At 65.4% G+C, this 16,116-nt stretch carries 13 protein-coding genes; 11 read left to right on the forward strand and 2 right to left on the reverse strand.

The window, feature by feature from the left end; all coding sequences use genetic code 11:
• The first annotated feature begins 82 nt into the window (after positions 1–82).
• Both ABZW74_RS08170 and ABZW74_RS08175 read left to right on the forward strand, forming a co-directional pair.
• Positions 83–2,275 (forward strand): MMPL family transporter, encoded by a 2,193-nt coding sequence (locus tag ABZW74_RS08170; RefSeq protein WP_240860099.1) that lies wholly within the window; start codon positions 83–85, stop codon positions 2,273–2,275.
• Between the two features lie 205 nt (positions 2,276–2,480).
• On the forward strand, positions 2,481–3,311 hold the full coding sequence (locus ABZW74_RS08175) for a DUF2786 domain-containing protein (RefSeq protein WP_355275480.1): 831 nt from the start codon (positions 2,481–2,483) through the stop codon (positions 3,309–3,311).
• A 19-nt stretch (positions 3,312–3,330) separates the two neighbouring features.
• On the opposite strand, the gene ABZW74_RS08180 is transcribed toward ABZW74_RS08175, so the two are convergent.
• A complete protein-coding gene (locus ABZW74_RS08180) occupies positions 3,331–4,371 on the reverse strand; it encodes a hypothetical protein (protein ID WP_355275482.1) in 1,041 nt (346 codons plus the stop codon).
• A gap of 74 nt (positions 4,372–4,445) precedes the next feature.
• Here ABZW74_RS08180 and ABZW74_RS08185 point away from each other — a divergent pair, with 74 nt between their 5' ends.
• The gene (locus tag ABZW74_RS08185) at positions 4,446–4,934 is read left to right on the forward strand and encodes a TIGR04338 family metallohydrolase (protein ID WP_240860105.1); all 489 of its coding nucleotides are present in this window, start codon (positions 4,446–4,448) and stop codon (positions 4,932–4,934) included.
• 276 nt (positions 4,935–5,210) lie between these two features.
• Here the strand turns inward: ABZW74_RS08185 and ABZW74_RS08190 are convergent, their stop codons facing one another.
• Positions 5,211–7,244, reverse strand: a complete 2,034-nt coding sequence (locus ABZW74_RS08190; RefSeq protein WP_355275484.1) for a CocE/NonD family hydrolase — start codon at positions 7,242–7,244, stop codon at positions 5,211–5,213.
• A 548-nt stretch (positions 7,245–7,792) separates the two neighbouring features.
• Here ABZW74_RS08190 and rplJ point away from each other — a divergent pair.
• The 8 genes from rplJ to ABZW74_RS08230 all read left to right on the forward strand — a co-directional run bounded on the left by rplJ (position 7,793) and on the right by ABZW74_RS08230 (position 16,114).
• Positions 7,793–8,317 (forward strand): 50S ribosomal protein L10, encoded by a 525-nt coding sequence (gene rplJ / locus ABZW74_RS08195; protein ID WP_355275486.1) that lies wholly within the window; start codon positions 7,793–7,795, stop codon positions 8,315–8,317.
• Positions 8,318–8,398: 81 nt separating this feature from the next.
• A complete protein-coding gene (rplL, locus tag ABZW74_RS08200) occupies positions 8,399–8,791 on the forward strand; it encodes a 50S ribosomal protein L7/L12 (RefSeq protein ID WP_355275488.1) in 393 nt (130 codons plus the stop codon).
• A 432-nt stretch (positions 8,792–9,223) separates the two neighbouring features.
• Positions 9,224–10,492 carry a glycosyltransferase 87 family protein gene (locus tag ABZW74_RS08205; protein WP_355275490.1) on the forward strand — a complete coding sequence of 423 codons (1,269 nt, stop codon included), beginning with the start codon at positions 9,224–9,226 and terminating at the stop codon, positions 10,490–10,492.
• Positions 10,493–10,749: 257 nt separating this feature from the next.
• Positions 10,750–11,985 carry an ABC transporter ATP-binding protein gene (locus ABZW74_RS08210; protein WP_355275492.1) on the forward strand — a complete coding sequence of 412 codons (1,236 nt, stop codon included), beginning with the start codon at positions 10,750–10,752 and terminating at the stop codon, positions 11,983–11,985.
• A gap of 2 nt (positions 11,986–11,987) precedes the next feature.
• A complete protein-coding gene (locus ABZW74_RS08215) occupies positions 11,988–12,794 on the forward strand; it encodes an ABC transporter permease (protein ID WP_355275494.1) in 807 nt (268 codons plus the stop codon).
• 2 nt (positions 12,795–12,796) lie between these two features.
• A complete protein-coding gene (locus ABZW74_RS08220; RefSeq protein ID WP_355275496.1) occupies positions 12,797–13,678 on the forward strand; it encodes an ABC transporter permease in 882 nt (293 codons plus the stop codon).
• A gap of 4 nt (positions 13,679–13,682) precedes the next feature.
• Positions 13,683–15,014 (forward strand): MCE family protein, encoded by a 1,332-nt coding sequence (locus ABZW74_RS08225; protein ID WP_240860119.1) that lies wholly within the window; start codon positions 13,683–13,685, stop codon positions 15,012–15,014.
• Positions 15,011–16,114, forward strand: a complete 1,104-nt coding sequence (locus ABZW74_RS08230; RefSeq protein ID WP_240860121.1) for an MlaD family protein — start codon at positions 15,011–15,013, stop codon at positions 16,112–16,114. The genes ABZW74_RS08225 and ABZW74_RS08230 overlap by 4 nt, the downstream gene beginning before the upstream one ends.
• The last annotated feature ends 2 nt before the right edge of the window (positions 16,115–16,116 follow it).

A 16,116-nucleotide genomic window follows, 5' to 3' on the forward strand; every position in this document is an offset into this window, starting at 1 on the left:
GACACGCGTCGGGTGGGAGTCGGGGGATCTTGGGGGGATACCCCTATTCCATGTCGGCTCGTGACGCGGCACGATCGTAGGCATGTTCACTTCCCTGGCGCGTTGGGCAGTACGGAATCGTTGGTCGGTGGTGGGTGCGTGGGTGATTGCGCTCTTCGCCTGTATCGCCCTGGCGGGTGCGTTCGGAGGAGAGTCGATCACCGACTTCGCCGACGACAATCGCACCGAGTCGGGACGCGCGCTGGAGACGCTCAACGCTGCGGGTGGTGGGTCGGCCGCGGACGAGTCGAAGGTGGTGTTCGCGACCGACGCGTCGGTGCAGGGTGGTGTCAACAACCCGGCGGTCCGCGCCGAGGTGAACGCCCTGCGTGATCGGATCACCGCAATCGACCCGAATTCCCGTATGGCCGACCTGTATTCGCCGGTGCCGTCGCGCGATGTGGCCTTCTCGCCCGACGGGACGGTCGCATATACGACGCTGACCCTGCCCGCCGACAACGACAGCGTGCGGCAGAAGGTTGTCGACGAGATCAAGGCGTCCGCCGAGGAGTTCGACGCTCCCGGTACCCGGGTGTCGTTCGCGAGTGACTGGTTCGCCGACCAGGCGCCCGCCGGTCTCGGTGAGGCGATAGGTATCGGACTGGCGATGATCATCCTGCTCATCGCATTCGGCACACTCGTCGCGGCCGGTCTGCCGTTGCTGACCGCGTTGTTCGGCGTGGGCGTCGGGGCGTCGGTGCTGCTGTTGCTCCAGAACGTCGTCGACACCCCGAATTTCGCGGTGTCGTTGACCGCGATGCTCGGGATCGGCGTCGGCATCGACTACGCGCTGCTGATCCTGACGCGGTTCCGTGCCTCGCTGGCCGACGGCGTCGACGTGCCCGATGCCGTCGAGGCCGCGATGATCACCGCCGGGCGCTCGGTGGCGTTCGCCGGCGCGACGGTGACGATCGCGATCGCCGGTCTGTTGACGCAGGGCGGAGTGATCGGGCCGACGATGACGCTGGCCGGATGCGCGGGTGTGCTCTCGGTGATGCTGGCCGCGCTCACGCTGTTGCCGGCATTGCTCGCGATCATCGGCCGACGCGTGGATCGGCTCAAGGTGCCAGGCGTGCGGAGTCGGCCGGGCACCGATGGCGCGATCGCCACGCGGTGGAGCCGGATCGTGCAGTTGCACCCGTGGGCCGGGGTCCTGGTGGCCTTGGCGATCCTGATCGTGTTGTCGATCCCGGTGCTGGATCTGCGTCTCGGCTTCGGCGACGCGGGCAACCGTCCGACGTCGGACACCACGCGCGTGGCCTACGACGACCTGGCCCGCGGGTTCGGCGACGGCACCAACGGTCCGATCTTCGTGGTGACCGAGCTGCCCGACGGGCAGGCCGATGCGGCGCGGTTGGGTGCGCTCGGAACGTCGCTGCGCGGCACCGACGGTGTGGCGTCGGTGAGCCCGCCGATCGAGTTGGGACGGGTGGATGGTCAGCCCGTCGCGATGCTGATCGTGACGCCGACGACCGGGCCGCAAGAGCAAGAGACGCTCGACCTGGTGCATCACATACGCGACACCGTGGCGCCCGCGTCGGGGCTACCGGTGGAGCTGACCGGGGTGTCGGTGGGTGGCAGTGACTTCTCCGAGCTGACGCTGAGTCGTCTGCCGCTGATGATCGCGGTGGTCTTGGCGTGCTCGTTCATCTTGCTGGCGTTGGCATTCCGGTCGATCGTCATCCCGGTGAAGGCGATCATCATGAATCTGTTGTCGCTGGGAGCGGCGTTCGGCGTGATCGTGGCGGTGTTCCAGTGGGGCTGGGGGATGGAGCTCATCGGTGTCGGCAAGGTCGGGCCGACGGAGGCCTGGGTGCCGATCGTCCTGTTCGCCGTGGCCTTTGGGCTTGCGATGGACTACGAGGTGTTCCTGGTATCCCGTATCCGAGAGCGCTATCTGGCATCCGGCGACGCGACGACGTCGGTGACGGAGGGTCTCGCGTCCACGGCCCGCGTGATCACCGCGGCCGCAGCGATCATGGTGTGTGTCTTCGCGAGCTTCGTCTTCTTCGACGACCGCGGACTCAAAGCCATGGGCCTGGGCCTGGCCACCGCGGTGTTCATCGACGCGACCGTGGTGCGCATGCTGCTCGTGCCCGCGACGATGGAGATCCTCGGACGCAACAACTGGTACTGGCCGAGCTGGTTGCGCTGGGTGCCGTCGTTGGACGGGGTGCATGGGACCGAGGGTGCGGCTGCGGAGGCGCGTCAGCCGGTAAATGTGGCGCGTCGCTGATCTCCGCCCCGGACTTCGGCCCCTCCTGAAATCCGCCCCAGATTCCCACCCTCGGCAGAGCATTCATCGACATATCGTCGACGGGCCATTAGCCGAGGGTGGAAATCGGGGACAGGTGTGTGGGGCGGATTTCCGGAGAACTGGGCGGACGCGGGGTCTCGTCGTCGGGAGGGAACCGAATCGGGCTGCGCATAGTCTGACTTATATGCGCGACGACAAGCTGCTGACCCGAATCTCCGCCCTGTTGCGTCAGGCCGAGAACACCGACAACGAGCATGAGGCGGAGACGTTCATGCAGGCGGCCCAGCGTCTGGCCACCGCGTCGTCGATCGATCTGGCGGTTGCCCGTGCGCACGACCCGGCGGCGCGGACCAAGACGATCCCGATCTCCCGGCAGGTGGTGCTCGGTGAACCCGGCAAGCGTGGGCTGCGCACGTACGTGCAGCTGTTCGTGGCGATCGCGCGGGCCAACGACGTGACGGTCGACGTCGCACACAACTCGACCTACGTGCTGGCCTATGGATACGAACTCGACATCGATGCGTGCGAGACGCTGTACACGTCGCTGATCGTGCAGATGGTCGCGGCCAGCGACGCCTACCTGCGGTCGGGTGCCTACAAGGGCGAGACCTTCGCCCGCGTCGTGACCAAGGGCAATGGCTGGCGGGCGCGACGGGTCGTCGAGGAGAAGCCGTTGTCGCCGATCACCGCTCGGCTGAACTTCCAGTCGGCGTTCGCCGAGCGGATCGGCCGTCGGCTGTCGGAGGCGCGGGACGCGGCACGCGCGGAGGCGATCGAGGCCGAACGCGACTCGGCTCAGCCGACGCTGTCGACGGCGGTCGCGTTGCGCAACAAGGAGATCGAGGTCAGCGACTTCTACCGGACCGAATCGAAGGCGCGCGGGACGTGGCGACCGTCGAGTGCGTCGGCCGGATACTCGGAGGCTGCACGTCGTGCCGGAGACAAGGCGGGTCGTCGGGCCAAACTCGGACCCGACCGCGAATTCGGGGCGCCGCGAGGGGCATTGGAGGCGTGACGACCGCCATCGCCGACGATCAGATCTTCGGCTGGTACCAGCGCGCCGACTCGGTACGGGCCATCGGCTTCGGTGCGCCGACGTACTTACGGGTCCAGCGCCCGATGGTGCCCTCGTCCGTAACGAAGGCGTGCACCACCAGCGCGGTGACCACCAGGATGCAGCCGAAGAAGAACAGCCAGCTGATCGCGATGAACACGACGCCGAGGGTGCCGTAGTGCTGGGTGGTGTTCTCCACGATGCGGGGGAGCGCAATCCGACTGCCGACCAGATAGGCGGTCACCAGTGCGCCGGTGACGGCTCCGTTCACGATGAGCAACCGCATCGGAACCTGCGTCGAGACCAACAATCGCGGGATGAGTGTCCACGTGATCGTCCAGATGATGAACGTCACCGCGATGACCAGGATGATCCCGAGGACACCACTGTCGTCGATGTGGATGTTGAAGATGGTGTTGGTCTTCAGGTCGGTGGCAAAGCCCTGGAAGATGACTGCCACCGGAATGCTGAAGATGACCACCACCCAGCGCCACCAGCCGCTCAACGGCAGCTTGGTGACCTGCCAGATCGAGACGTACATGCGTCCGAGCGCGCGCGCCAGCGAGGTGGCGCCCGCGATGCACATCAGTGCGCCGATGAACCCGAAGGTGCCGACGGTGGCGTCGTTGCTCGACGACACGAAATCGACGTGCTCGGAATGCATGCCCAACGACTTGAGAGCCTCGTCGAGGTACGAACTGCCCGGCAGCGTGGTCATGAGGATGACGATGGGCAGGATGCCGGTGAAGGCCTGCGCGGCCAGGGTCATGGCCCGGTCGGTGATGTTGCCGCGGATGATGTCGGTGATGATGCGCATCAGCAACGTCCCGCCGGGCATCACCTGAACAAACTCGTACACCTTGATCGCGAAGGCCTGACCACGGGCGATCCACGTTTGCAACAGTGCGCGGAGTGCGGCGAAGCGGCGCTCGTCCAAAGGCGATCGGGTGTCGTCGGAGGACGTCTCCTCGGTCTTCGACGCATCCCGGTCGTCGGTCGACGGGTTGGCCTCAGCGGGCATCGTGACTCCAATCGCGCGATGGCAGGAAACTATCATCGCCGACGAACCCGACGGTCTGAGGCAGGGTAGGTCTGGTGGCGCCCAGAGATTCGTTGCGTAGCCGGTTCTATACCGCGGAGCGGCTGGTGCTCAACATGTTCGATCGCGCCGGACCGACGCGGACCGTGCAGATCGCCGGCACCGAGCTCACGCTCCCCGTCGAGGCGCGTTTCGCGTCGATCGATTCGGTGCGGGATCACGTCCGGGAGGTATTGGCGATGCCTGCCGTGCAGGACCGGTTCCCGCGCGCGGCGGTGCAGGTGTCGGTTCGCGCCCGACGCGGCTTTCGCCTAGCGCACTACGAGCCCGAGAGTGCCACGATCGCCATCCCGGAATCACGTGAAGGACGTTGGGCGATGCGCGAACTCGTTGCGCTGCACGAGATCGCGCATCATCTCGACGACTCCGGTGGGCCCGCGCATGGTCCGGGGTTCGCGAACACGCTCATCGACCTCGCGGGTATCGTGCTGGGCCCGGAGGTGGCATTCGTGTATCGGGTGGTGCTCGCGGATTCGGGTTTGTGAGCATTCGATCTGCCGGCTAGGTGGGGCCTCCGAGCCAACCCGCTGCCTGAGGTGCGAGCCTCCGAGCCAACCCGCTGCCTGAGGTGCGAGCTTGCGAGCCTCGAAGGCCTGGCGACCGTTTCTATCTGGTCACCCAATTGTCTTGTGTCACCAGGCCCTTCGAGGCTCGTCGCTAGCGCTCCTCGCACCTCAGGGAGCGGCAAGGACCGGGGAGCGGTGGAGGGCTCAGTCGATGCCGTCGCCGCCAAGCAGCGGAAGGCGAGTGGCGGCTCGCTGTCAGTCGATGCCGTCGCCGCCCAAGAACGTCAGGTAGCTCGGGTGTTCGGGGTCGAGCACGAGGCGCTGACGCCGACCGCGCGCTTTGATGAGGTCGGGGACGACGGTGAGGTAGCGGGGGAAGCTGGCCGCGTAGACGTCGACGCGGAGTCGGTGTCCGGGTTCGAGGACGGCGTCGGTCGGGACGAGGTCGACGTCGATGCGCACCGGTTCGTCGGCCGGGACGGGCAGCTTGCGCTTGCGGGACAGGAAGTGGTGGGCGCGCAGCAGGTGTCCGTCGTCGGAGTAGGTGGACATGCTCTTGTCGAGCGCCCGGTTGGACGACGACAGCGCGCCGTTGGTGAGGACCGTGGAGGTGCCGTCGGGGGCGACGTCGTTGACGGTGACGGCCCAGATCGCCTCGTGCGCGGTGGTGGCGACGTTGAGGCGCAGGTTCATCGCGCCGCTGATCGGGGTGGATTCGGTGACCGGTGCGCTGGTGAACGAGAGCGCGCCGCCCTCCTGGTATCGGGCGTCGCGGCTGTAGGAGTTGCCGAGCGCGATGGTCGCACCGGCCGTCACCTGCGACATGTCGCGCGACCGCAGGCCGCGGACGTCGGGGTGGATGTGCAGCGACGAGACGTCGGCGTTGGGGGTCAGGCTCAGTGAACCGTCGTGCACGGCGTGGTCGGCGGTGGCCGACGATTCGTCGACCAGGTAGAGGCGGTGGGTGCGCACGCCGGCGCGCGGGAAACTCGGTCCCGACGTCCACGCGCCGCCTTGCTGCAGCATGGTCACCGGGCCGTAGTACTCGACACCGTTGCGCTGGTTCTTGAGCCAGCGGTCGAACCAGGCGCGCTCGAGGACGTCGAGCCGCGGTGGTGCGAACTGGCCGCCGTACCCCGATCCGACGTCGAAGTGGTAGCCGTCGCCGACCACCATCTGCTTGCGGCCGGGTTCCATGTCGAGCCGCTCGTAGACGCCGGTGGCGCTGCGGCCGAAGAGGTCGTGCCATGCGCCGACGGTGAAGGTCGGGACCTCGATGCGATCAACCTTGGGGTCGCGTTCGTCGAAGTAGGGGTCGTCGAAGATGCGGTCGTCGCGGGCGGTGAGGAAGCCCCACAGCAGCGAACCGATCTCTGTCGCAGGCGATTTCACGCGATCGCGGGCCCAGCGCAGGGTGTCGCCGCGCACCAGGTCGCGGACAACGCAGGCCGGGTTGGGTACCCACTTGAGCAGGTTCACCACCGAAAGCCAGGCCGGGATGAAGGCCGACGGCATACCGCCGGTGATGTAGATGTCGCGGACGATGTCGTCGCAGCCTTCCACCGCGAACACCGCCTTGAGGCCCTTCGGCTGCTTGTCGGCGGCCTGCAGCGAGTTGATCGCCGAGTACGACCATCCGGCGAGGCCGACCGCCCCGTCGCACCAGTCCTGCGCGGTCACCCAGTCGATGATCTCGACCGAGTCCTGCTGCTCGCGCGCGCCGAGGATCTGCCACTTGCCGTGACTGGCGCCGGTGCCACGGACGTCGACGATGATCTGCACGTACCCGCTGCGGACCAGGTTGCGGTTGATGCCGAATACGTCGAAGACTCCGCCCGCGAGGGTCTGGGTGAGGGTCGTCAGCCCTTCGAGGGCGGTGCCCTTGGCGTCGATCGAGCGCGACGCCGAGTGCAGTGCCTTGCCGAGGACCGGGGCGTGCAGCGTCTGGTCGAGGAAGTCGATCGCGGCCCGGTTGTACGGGTTGATGTTGACGATGGCGGGGTAGGGGGTGAGCACGGTCTGACCGAAGCGGTTCGCCGGCCGGATCACCGTGGCACGCAGAGTGATGCCGTCGCTCATCTCGATCGAGACGTCGCGGTCGATGACGACGCGGGGATACAGCTGCGCGCCGTCGACCTGCTCGCGCCAGCGGATGGCATCCGCGCCGCCGGTCGGGTCGCCGAGTGGCAGCGCTCCGAAGTGGGGGGTCGCAGTTGTGCGGCCGGGCTGCGGTTGTTCGGTACCTCGCAGAGCGCGCTTGAGTCCGGTGGTGTCCAGCTGGTACGTCATGGTGCATCACCTGCCTGGGGAGCCGATGCGGCACCGAATCGCGGTGCCCACCGACACCCCGCCGTGTCGGTGACGGGTTGGCCACGAGACGCGAATTACACTGTGTCTTAGGTCACTCCGTCGTTCGCTGAAGAATAACTCAACTTACATATCGGATAGCTAACCGGGTGGCTACTTTTTTGGTCATGCGCACGTAACATGAGGTCAGGCGGCTGTTGGGCTGCGAAAACCATCCGAATGGATAGGTGCGCATCGCCGATTTGGAGCGTCGAGCCCTGGTGGCGTAACCTCTCTGCCGATGTGATGCACAACCGTGCGTCGTATCGGTTCAACCAGAGACCGTTGGTCACCGGACTTGTCCGGCCGAAGGTGCGCGATGTCGCCGGCCCACGCAGGATGAACGAGACGTAGTGCGTGCTGCAAAGTGCGCGAGAACTCTGCGCCCCGTGCCTCCTGTGCCCGGGGCCGTTTGTCGTTTCGCCCCTCGGAAGTCATGACCTGGTTGGTTGAGCCCGACCAACTCTAATGACGAGGAGAGGAGGCGAAGTATGGCCAAGTCCGAAAAGGTCACCGCAGTTGCGGAGATCACCGAGCAGTTCAAGGGATCCACGGCGACGGTCGTCACGGAGTACCGTGGCCTGTCCGTCACCCAGATCACCGAGCTGCGTCGTTCCCTCGGTGAGGGTGCAACCTACTCCGTCGCCAAGAACACCCTGGTGAAGCGTGCCGCAGCCGATGCGGGCGTGGAGGGACTCGACGAGCTGTTCAGCGGTCCGACCGCGATCGCCTTCATCGAAGGTGAGCCGGTTGTCGCTGCAAAGGCGATCAAGACGTTCGCCAAGAACAACAAGTCGCTGGTCATCAAGGGCGGATACATGGACGGCAAGCCGCTGTCCGTGGCGGAGATCGAGAAGATCGCCGACCTTGAGACCCGTGAGGTGCTGTTGGCCAAGCTCGCCGGTGCCATGAAGGGCAACTTGGCAAAGGCTGCCGGTCTGTTCAATCAGCCGGCTTCGCAGGTGGCGCGCCTGGCCGCGGCCCTGCAGGAGAAGAAAACCGAAGCCGGCGAATAACCCGCCGCATCACAACCGATCCCCGCGCTCCGTACGGGGATGAACCACCCCCGTACGGGGATTACAGGAAGGACGCCAACCATGGCGAAGCTCACCGCTGACGAGCTCATCGATCAGTTCAAGGAACTGACCCTGCTGGAGCTCAGCGATTTCGTGAAGAAGTTCGAAGAGGTCTTCGAGGTCACCGCGGCCGCTCCGGTCGCCGTTGCCGCTGCCGGTGCTCCGGCCGCTGGTGGTGCCGCCGAGGCTGCTGCCGAGCAGGACGAGTTCGACGTCGTCCTCGAGGCTGCCGGCGACAAGAAGATCCAGGTCATCAAGGTCGTCCGCGAGGTCGTCTCCGGACTGGGCCTGAAGGAAGCCAAGGACCTCGTCGAGGGTGCTCCGAAGGCTCTCCTGGAGAAGGTCGACAAGGACGCCGCCGAGGCTGCCAAGGCCAAGCTCGAAGAGGCCGGCGCCAAGGTCTCCGTCAAGTGATCTGAGCGCTTCGGCGCTTGCACTCACGAACCCGGGACAGCATGACTGTCCCGGGTTCGTTGCTGTTTGGGCTCCGAAGATCTCGGTAAACAATCCCGCTGACCTGCGGAAATGAGCCGGCGTCGTGCCCGCAAAATCTAGGGGAAGAACTTCTTCCCCGGGGTTCGTAGTCGTCCGCGAGAAAATTCTGGGGGAGGACTCCAAGGGTGGGGGAAGAAGTTTCTTCCCCTAGTTTTGTGGCGCCGGTTCGCGCCGCCGACGAGAATGCCGCCGCTGCGCACTCATGGCAACCACGTGGTCGGCCGGCCATTGATCCGTTTGAAGTTGAGCCCGGCTTCCGGGCTCAACTTCAAACGGATCGCACTTCCACCTCGTCGCCGCGCCTACCGGGTGCGCGGAAGCGCCGACCGACAGTCCGACTACTATCTGCGCGTGCCTGCTGTGTTCACCGGTGCCCACAAGCGCCTCAACATCATTGGTGCCGTGGTGCTGGTGCTGGGCGTGGCACGGGTGTTCGCCCAGCCGTGGCTGTTCCACGTCGGGCCGATCAAGTACTGGGGTCCGCCGGTGGATTTCCAGGTCTACCGGTACGGCGGTGGGTTCCTGGTGGACGGCACGCACCTCTACGACGGCAACGTGCCGACGATCAACGACGGCCAGATCCTTCCGTTCACCTATCCGCCGTTCTCGGCGCTCGTCTTCGCGCCGCTGAGCTGGTTGCCGGTCCGGGTGGGTGCGGTCATCATGGCGATCGCCGGATGCCTGGTGGTGTGGTGGCTGATCCGGCTGCTGCTGCGACGTGTCGGATGTGGCGACCTCCCCATCGGGTGGTCGATGATCCTGACCGCCGTCGCCCTGCAGATGGAACCGGTCCGCATCACGCTCGACCTCGGTCAGGTCAATCTGCTGCTGGTCGCGCTCATGGTCGCCGACACGATCTGGGACCGGCGGCCGGCCTGGCTGGAGCCTTATCGGGGGCTGATGGTCGGCTTCGCCGCGGCGATCAAGCTGACACCGGCGGTGATCGTCATCTACTACCTCGCGCGCAGGCAGTGGCGGGCCGCGTTCAACGTCGGACTGGGTTTCCTTCTCTTCTCCGGGATCGCGTGGGCGATCACGCCGTCGGACTCGCACAAGTACTGGACGTCGACCCTGTTCGACGCCGACCGGATCGGTGGGCTCGCCTTCGCCTACAACCAGGGCATCGCCGGCGTACTGGCTCGGATGGGACTGTCCGAGTCCGACCGATCGCACTGGTGGCTGTTGTTCACGATTGTCGCCGCGATCTACTGCCTTGTCCTGGCCCGTGTGCTCGCAAACCGCGGTGAGGTCGAGCTCTGTCTGCTGGTCGCCTCGGCGGTGGCACTGCTGGGTGCTCCGGCGGCGTGGATTCACCACTGGGTGCTGACGTCGGTGTTCATCCTCGTCTTCCTCGTCGTCGGCATCCGGGCGCGCGATCGGGTGTTCATCGGTCTCGGCGTGCTCGGGCTGGTGGCGCAACTGCCCGGGCCGTCGCTGTTCCTTCCTAAGACCGGATTGAAGGAACTGGACTGGAACTGGTGGCAGGTCATCTACGGAGATCTGTCGCTGATCTGGCTTCTCGTCGTGCTCGCCGGGGCGTGGTGGCTTTCGCTCACACGGGTTCAGGAGAAGTGGCGTAGGACACCTTTTCCGGCGCCCGACGGTGAGTTGTACAGATGACCAGGTCTTTTTGCGCTGCCGGTCACAAAATTGGTGCGATTCCGACTTCCCTCACGGCGAGAGCATGAGATACCCTCATGCGGCAGGCAGGGTTACCGGCTGGTAGCTTTCTCTGCGACCAACGCTGAGAAAACGATCCGGTGAGGGGATCGGTGGCTGGGCGTCCGCTACAGTGACCCCAACCACAAATTGCACCGGTTCGTGTGTGGCCGCACCGTGGGGCCGCCGCAGGGGGCAGCGATCGTCTGGAGGAAGCAGTGGGTGTAGAGGTCAGTGTCGAAGGACTCACCAAGTCATTCGGGTCTCAGAACATTTGGCGTGATGTCACGCTGACGTTGCCGTCGGGTGAGGTGTCGGCTCTGCTGGGCCCGTCGGGTACCGGTAAGTCGGTGTTCTTGAAGACCCTGATCGGTCTGCTGCATCCCGAGCAGGGGTCGGTGATCATCGATGGCACCGACATCACCAAGTGCTCGGCCAAAGAGCTCTATGAGATCCGCAAGCTGTTCGGTGTGCTGTTCCAGGACGGTGCACTGTTCGGTTCCATGTCGCTGTACGACAACATCGCGTTCCCGCTTCGTGAGCACACGAAGAAGAAGGAGAACGAGATCCGCGACATCGTGATGGAGAAGATCGACCTGGTCGGTCTGACCGGTGCCGAGGACAAGCTTCCCGGTGAGATCTCCGGCGGTATGCGCAAGCGCGCCGGCCTCGCGCGTGCACTCGTGCTGGACCCGCAGATCATCCTGTGTGACGAGCCGGACTCGGGTCTGGATCCGGTGCGTACCGCGTACATCTCGCAGCTGTTGATCGACATCAACGCGCAGATCGACGCGACGATCCTGATCGTGACGCACAACATCAACATCGCCCGCACCATCCCGGACAACATCGGCATGTTGTTCCGTAAGGAGTTGGTGATGTTCGGGCCGCGTGAGCAGCTCCTCACCAGTGAGCAGCCGGTGGTCAAGCAGTTCCTCTCCGGCGACCGGTTCGGTCCGATCGGCATGTCCGAGGAGAAGGACGAGGCGGTCCAGAAGCAGGAAGAGGCCATGCAGGCCGCCGGTATCGGTGGTGGCGGTACCAAGGACGACTTCTCCGAGATCATTCCGCAGGTGCAGCCCAATCCGGGTATGCCCGAGCGCAAGGCGGTCGCCCGTCACCGTGAGCGGGTGATGGAGATCCTGCCGTCGCTGCCGCAGAACGCCCAGCAGGCCATCCGCGAATCGATGGAGCACGAAGACCAGCTCCGCGCCGAGGCACAGGCACACGGCGAGGCCCAGCAGTCGGGCGGCCAGTATTCCGGCGGCGCAGGCGAATGGACTCAGGTCAAAGGGGGCGGCGGAGTCGCGGTCGCCGATTCCAAAACCGACGTGATCGAGTATCCGGGCAACGATGCGCCCACCCAACAGTGGGGCGTGCCGGACAACTCGCAGACGCAACCCATCGACACCAATCGGGGTGAGGTGTCGGGTCACGAAGGGCGGGGCACCTAGGAATGAGCAATGCCACCACGCGTGGCGTCGATCGAATCGCGAAAGCCGGTACGGGTGCGCTCGAACAGACCGGCAATATCGTTCAGCTCTTCGTCGATGTTGCACGCCAGACTTTTGTGCGCCCGTTTCAGTGGCGGGAGTTCATCCAGCAGGCATGGTTCATCGCCAGTGTGACGATCTTGCCGACGGCACTCATCGCGATCCCGTTCGGCGCCATTGTCTCGCTGCAGACCGGTTCGCTGATCAAGCAGCTCGGTGCAGAGTCCTATACGGGCGCGGCGAGCGTGTTGGTGGTGATTCAGCAGGGTTCTCCTTTGGTGACGTCGCTGCTGATCGCGGGCGCTGCCGGGTCGGCGGTCGCCGCCGACCTGGGTTCGAGGACCATTCGTGAAGAGATCGACGCGATGGAGGTCTTGGGAATCAACCCGATCCAGCGTCTGGTGGTTCCGCGCGTGCTGGCCATGGTGCTGGTCGCGATGCTGCTCAACGGGCTGGTCGCGGTGATCGGCATCGGCGGCGGCTACTTCTTCAACGTCGTCGTGCAGGGCGGTACGCCGGGCGCCTACCTCGCGTCGTTCGGTGCGCTGGCGCAGTTGCCCGACCTGTACGTCTCTACCCTCAAGGCGGCGATCTTCGGTGTGCTCGCCGGCGTCGTCGCCGCCTACAAGGGTCTGCATCCCAAGGGCGGTCCGAAGGGTGTGGGTGACGCGGTGAACCAGAGTGTGGTCATCACGTTCCTGCTGCTGTTCCTGGCCAACCTGATCATCACTGCGGTCTACCTGCAGATCGTCCCGCCGAAGGGAAGTTGACGATGTCCAACGGTGACGGTGGGGTGACGATCGCCAAGAGCCGGCCCGAGTACTACGCGTACGAGGTCCGCAAGTTCGCGGGCAAGCCGCTGAAACTGCTCGACGGCGCGGGCGAACAGATGTCCTTCTACGGACGCACGCTCGCGTGGATTCCGCGGACCCTGGTGCACTACACCCGCGAGGTGCTGCGGCTGCTCGCCGAGGTCGCGTTCGGTTCGGGTGGTCTTGCCGTGATCGGCGGAACCATCGGCGTGATGGTGCTGATGTCGGGGTTCACCGGCGTGGTCGTCGGACTGCAGGGTTACGCCGCGCTCGACCAGATCGGTTCGCAGGCGCTGACCGGCTTCCTCTCCGCCTACGTCAACACCCGCGAGGTGGCGCCCCTGGTCGCGGGTCTCGCGTTGTCGGCGACGGTCGGTTGTGGTTTCACCGCGCAGCTCGGTGCGATGCGTATCTCCGAGGAGATCGACGCACTCGAGACCATGGCGGTGCCGTCGATCCCGTTCCTCGTCAGCACCCGCGTGATCGCCGGCTTCGTGGCCGTCATCCCGCTCTACGTCCTCGGTCTGCTCTCCGCGTACCTCGCCTCCCGCGTGATCACCACGGTGTTCAACGGTCAGTCGGGTGGCTCCTATGACCACTACTTCAATCTCTTCTTGCCACCCGGCGACGTGTTGTGGTCGTTCGGCAAGGTCTTGGTCTTCGCGTTCGTGATCATCCTGGTGCACTGCTACTACGGCTACTACGCGAGTGGCGGCCCGGCCGGCGTCGGCGTGGCCGTGGGACACGCTGTCCGTGCCGCGTTGGTGCTGATCGCGATCCTCGACTTCTTCCTGGGTCTGGCCATCTGGGGCACGACGACGACCGTGCGAGTGGGGGGTTAGCCGCGTGACCGTTCTGCGCCGACGTCTGCTCGGTCTGGTGTTCTTCATCATCGTCGCCCTGTTCTTCGCGGTGACCGTCATGAAGTTCAACAACACGTTCACCGACTACACCGAGGTGACTCTCAAGACTGATTCGACCGGTAATGCACTGCCGACGAACGCCGACGTGAAGGCGCGCGGCATGGTCGTCGGTGTGGTGCGCAACGTCGAGCCTGCTCCCGACGGAACCGTCGACGTGATCCTGGGTCTGTACCCGGACAAGGCCGACGCGCTGCCCGCGTCCACCACCGCCCGCATCCTGCCCAAGACCCTGTTCGGTGAGCGCTACATCGCCCTGCAGGTGCCCGACACCACCGGTGGCCCGACGCTGAGCAACGGTGCGGTGATCCAGACCGACAGCAGCGGCAACGCCAAAGAGGTCCAAGAGCTCTTCGACAAGTTGCTCCCGGTGCTCGAGGCGATCCCGCCGCAGGACCTGAACGTCACGCTGACCTCGTTGTCGACGGCGCTGGCGGGGCGCGGCGAACAGATCGGGACGACGCTGGAAGAGCTGAACACGATCTTCACCCGGATCAATCGCAGCCTGCCCGACCTGCAGGGCACGTTGCGCGGGCTGGCGTCGTTCTCCCAGACGTACTCCGACGCCCTCCCGGACGTGGTCGACGCGCTGGACAATTTCCGGACGACGAGCAACACGATCGTGGAGCGGCAGGGTGATCTGCGGACCTTGATCGCGACGCTCGGTGTCGCCGCGACCGACACCACCGTGTGGCTGCAGCAGAACCGGGCAAACCTGATCGACCTGTTCGTAGGGTCGGAGCCGTTCCTGGTGGGTCTCGCCAAGCAGTCACCGACCTTTGTGTGCACGTTCCGCAACTTCGCCGGCCTGATCCCCGAGTCACGACGCATCGTCGGGCAGGGCACCAAGAACCCGGGCGTGCACGTGAACCTGCAGTTCGTGAATCCTCGCGGCCGCTACCTGCCCAACCAGGACGAACCGCGCTTATTCGATCTGGACCCACCCGCGGTGTGCTACGAGAAGGCCACCAACGGCCGTCCCTTCCCGCAGTACCCGGGCGGCGGTCTCGCCGACGGCAGCTACCAGCCACCGTCCCGTAACCCCGGCCCGCGCACGATGCCGCAGCTGCCGCAACCGCAGTTCGCTGCGATGCCGGCCGGCACGATCCGGGCCAACCCGTACGACGACCCCGACTACGTCAACCAGCTCAAGGTGATCTACGGGGCCACCAGCGGGGTGGATCCCAAGGACGTGCCCACCTGGGTGACGCTGATCGGTGGCGCCGCATTGCAGGGAGCGAAGGTCGACATCAAATGAAATCGATTGTCGGACCTCTCACCAAGCTCATCATCTTCGCGGTGGTGACTGTCGTCGCGACGAGTCTGCTCGCGCTGACGATCGCCAACGCCGGCGGCGACGGTGACGCCGAGTACTCGGCGCAGTTCACCGATGCGACGCTGCTCAACCCCGGTGACGACGTACGTATCGCCGGTGTGCGCGTCGGGCAGGTCACCGGCGTCGAGGTCGTCCGGGTGACCGAACGCAACGAGGAGGTGTCGCGGGCGCTGGTCAAGTTCAACCTCGACCGCGACTCCCTGCCCGCGGGCACCCAGCTCTACATCCGCTACCGGAACCTGACTGGACTGCGCTACCTCGCCCTCGAACGCGGCGCGGGTGATCCCACCCAGACGGTCTCGCAAGGACACACGTTCGGCACCAATCCCGCGGTGCGTGACACCCACCCGCCGGTGAACCTGACCGAACTGTTCAACGGTTTCCGGCCGCTGTTCCAGCAGTTGTCCGCCGACGACGTGAACAAGCTGTCCGAGGAAATCATCGCGGTCTTCGACGGGCAGAGCTCATCGATCGCGTCGCTGGTGAGCAGTACAGCCGACCTGACCAATGCGATCGCCGACAAGGATGCCGTGATCGGTGAACTGATCACCAACCTGACGAAGGTGCTCGAGACGGTCAACCGCAACGACGCGCAGTTCACCAGCCTCCTCGACAACACCGAGCGACTGGTGACCGGTCTTGCGGCGCAACGCGGTTCGGTGGGGTCGGCGATCACGTCGGTGTCGAATCTGACCACCGTGACCGCCAACATCCTCGGACAGACGCGGCCGTCGATCCAGGGCGACATTGCCGGATTGAAGGCCCTGGCCGACCAGATCAACGCCCGCGATGACGACGTCAACGAGACGTTGAACAATCTGCCGGTGAAGCTGATGAAGATCGGCCGCGCGGCCAGCTTCGGTTCTTGGTTCCAGTTCTATCTGTGTGGCATCGACGTCGTCGCCGGCAACGGCAAGTCGGTGTTGCTGACCAAGCCGCTGATCCCGCTGCCCAACATCAATCACGTGCTCTACACCAACGCGGCAACCCGCTGTTGGGCCAACGAACAGCCAGGGGGGTGAGA

The sequence above is a fragment of the Gordonia sp. NPDC003585 genome, from assembly GCF_040610755.1.
Classification (GTDB): Bacteria; Actinomycetota; Actinomycetes; order Mycobacteriales; family Mycobacteriaceae; genus Gordonia.

Coding starts and splice junctions, on each gene's coding strand:
- ABZW74_RS08170 (WP_240860099.1), top strand. CDS start 83: ATGTTCACTTCCCTGGCGCGTTGGGCAGTACGGAATCGTTGGTCGGTG.
- ABZW74_RS08175 (WP_355275480.1), top strand. CDS start 2,481: ATGCGCGACGACAAGCTGCTGACCCGAATCTCCGCCCTGTTGCGTCAG.
- ABZW74_RS08180 (WP_355275482.1), bottom strand. CDS start 4,371: ATGCCCGCTGAGGCCAACCCGTCGACCGACGACCGGGATGCGTCGAAG.
- ABZW74_RS08190 (WP_355275484.1), bottom strand. CDS start 7,244: ATGACGTACCAGCTGGACACCACCGGACTCAAGCGCGCTCTGCGAGGT.
- rplJ (WP_355275486.1), top strand. CDS start 7,793: ATGGCCAAGTCCGAAAAGGTCACCGCAGTTGCGGAGATCACCGAGCAG.
- rplL (WP_355275488.1), top strand. CDS start 8,399: ATGGCGAAGCTCACCGCTGACGAGCTCATCGATCAGTTCAAGGAACTG.
- ABZW74_RS08215 (WP_355275494.1), top strand. CDS start 11,988: ATGAGCAATGCCACCACGCGTGGCGTCGATCGAATCGCGAAAGCCGGT.
- ABZW74_RS08220 (WP_355275496.1), top strand. CDS start 12,797: ATGTCCAACGGTGACGGTGGGGTGACGATCGCCAAGAGCCGGCCCGAG.
- ABZW74_RS08230 (WP_240860121.1), top strand. CDS start 15,011: ATGAAATCGATTGTCGGACCTCTCACCAAGCTCATCATCTTCGCGGTG.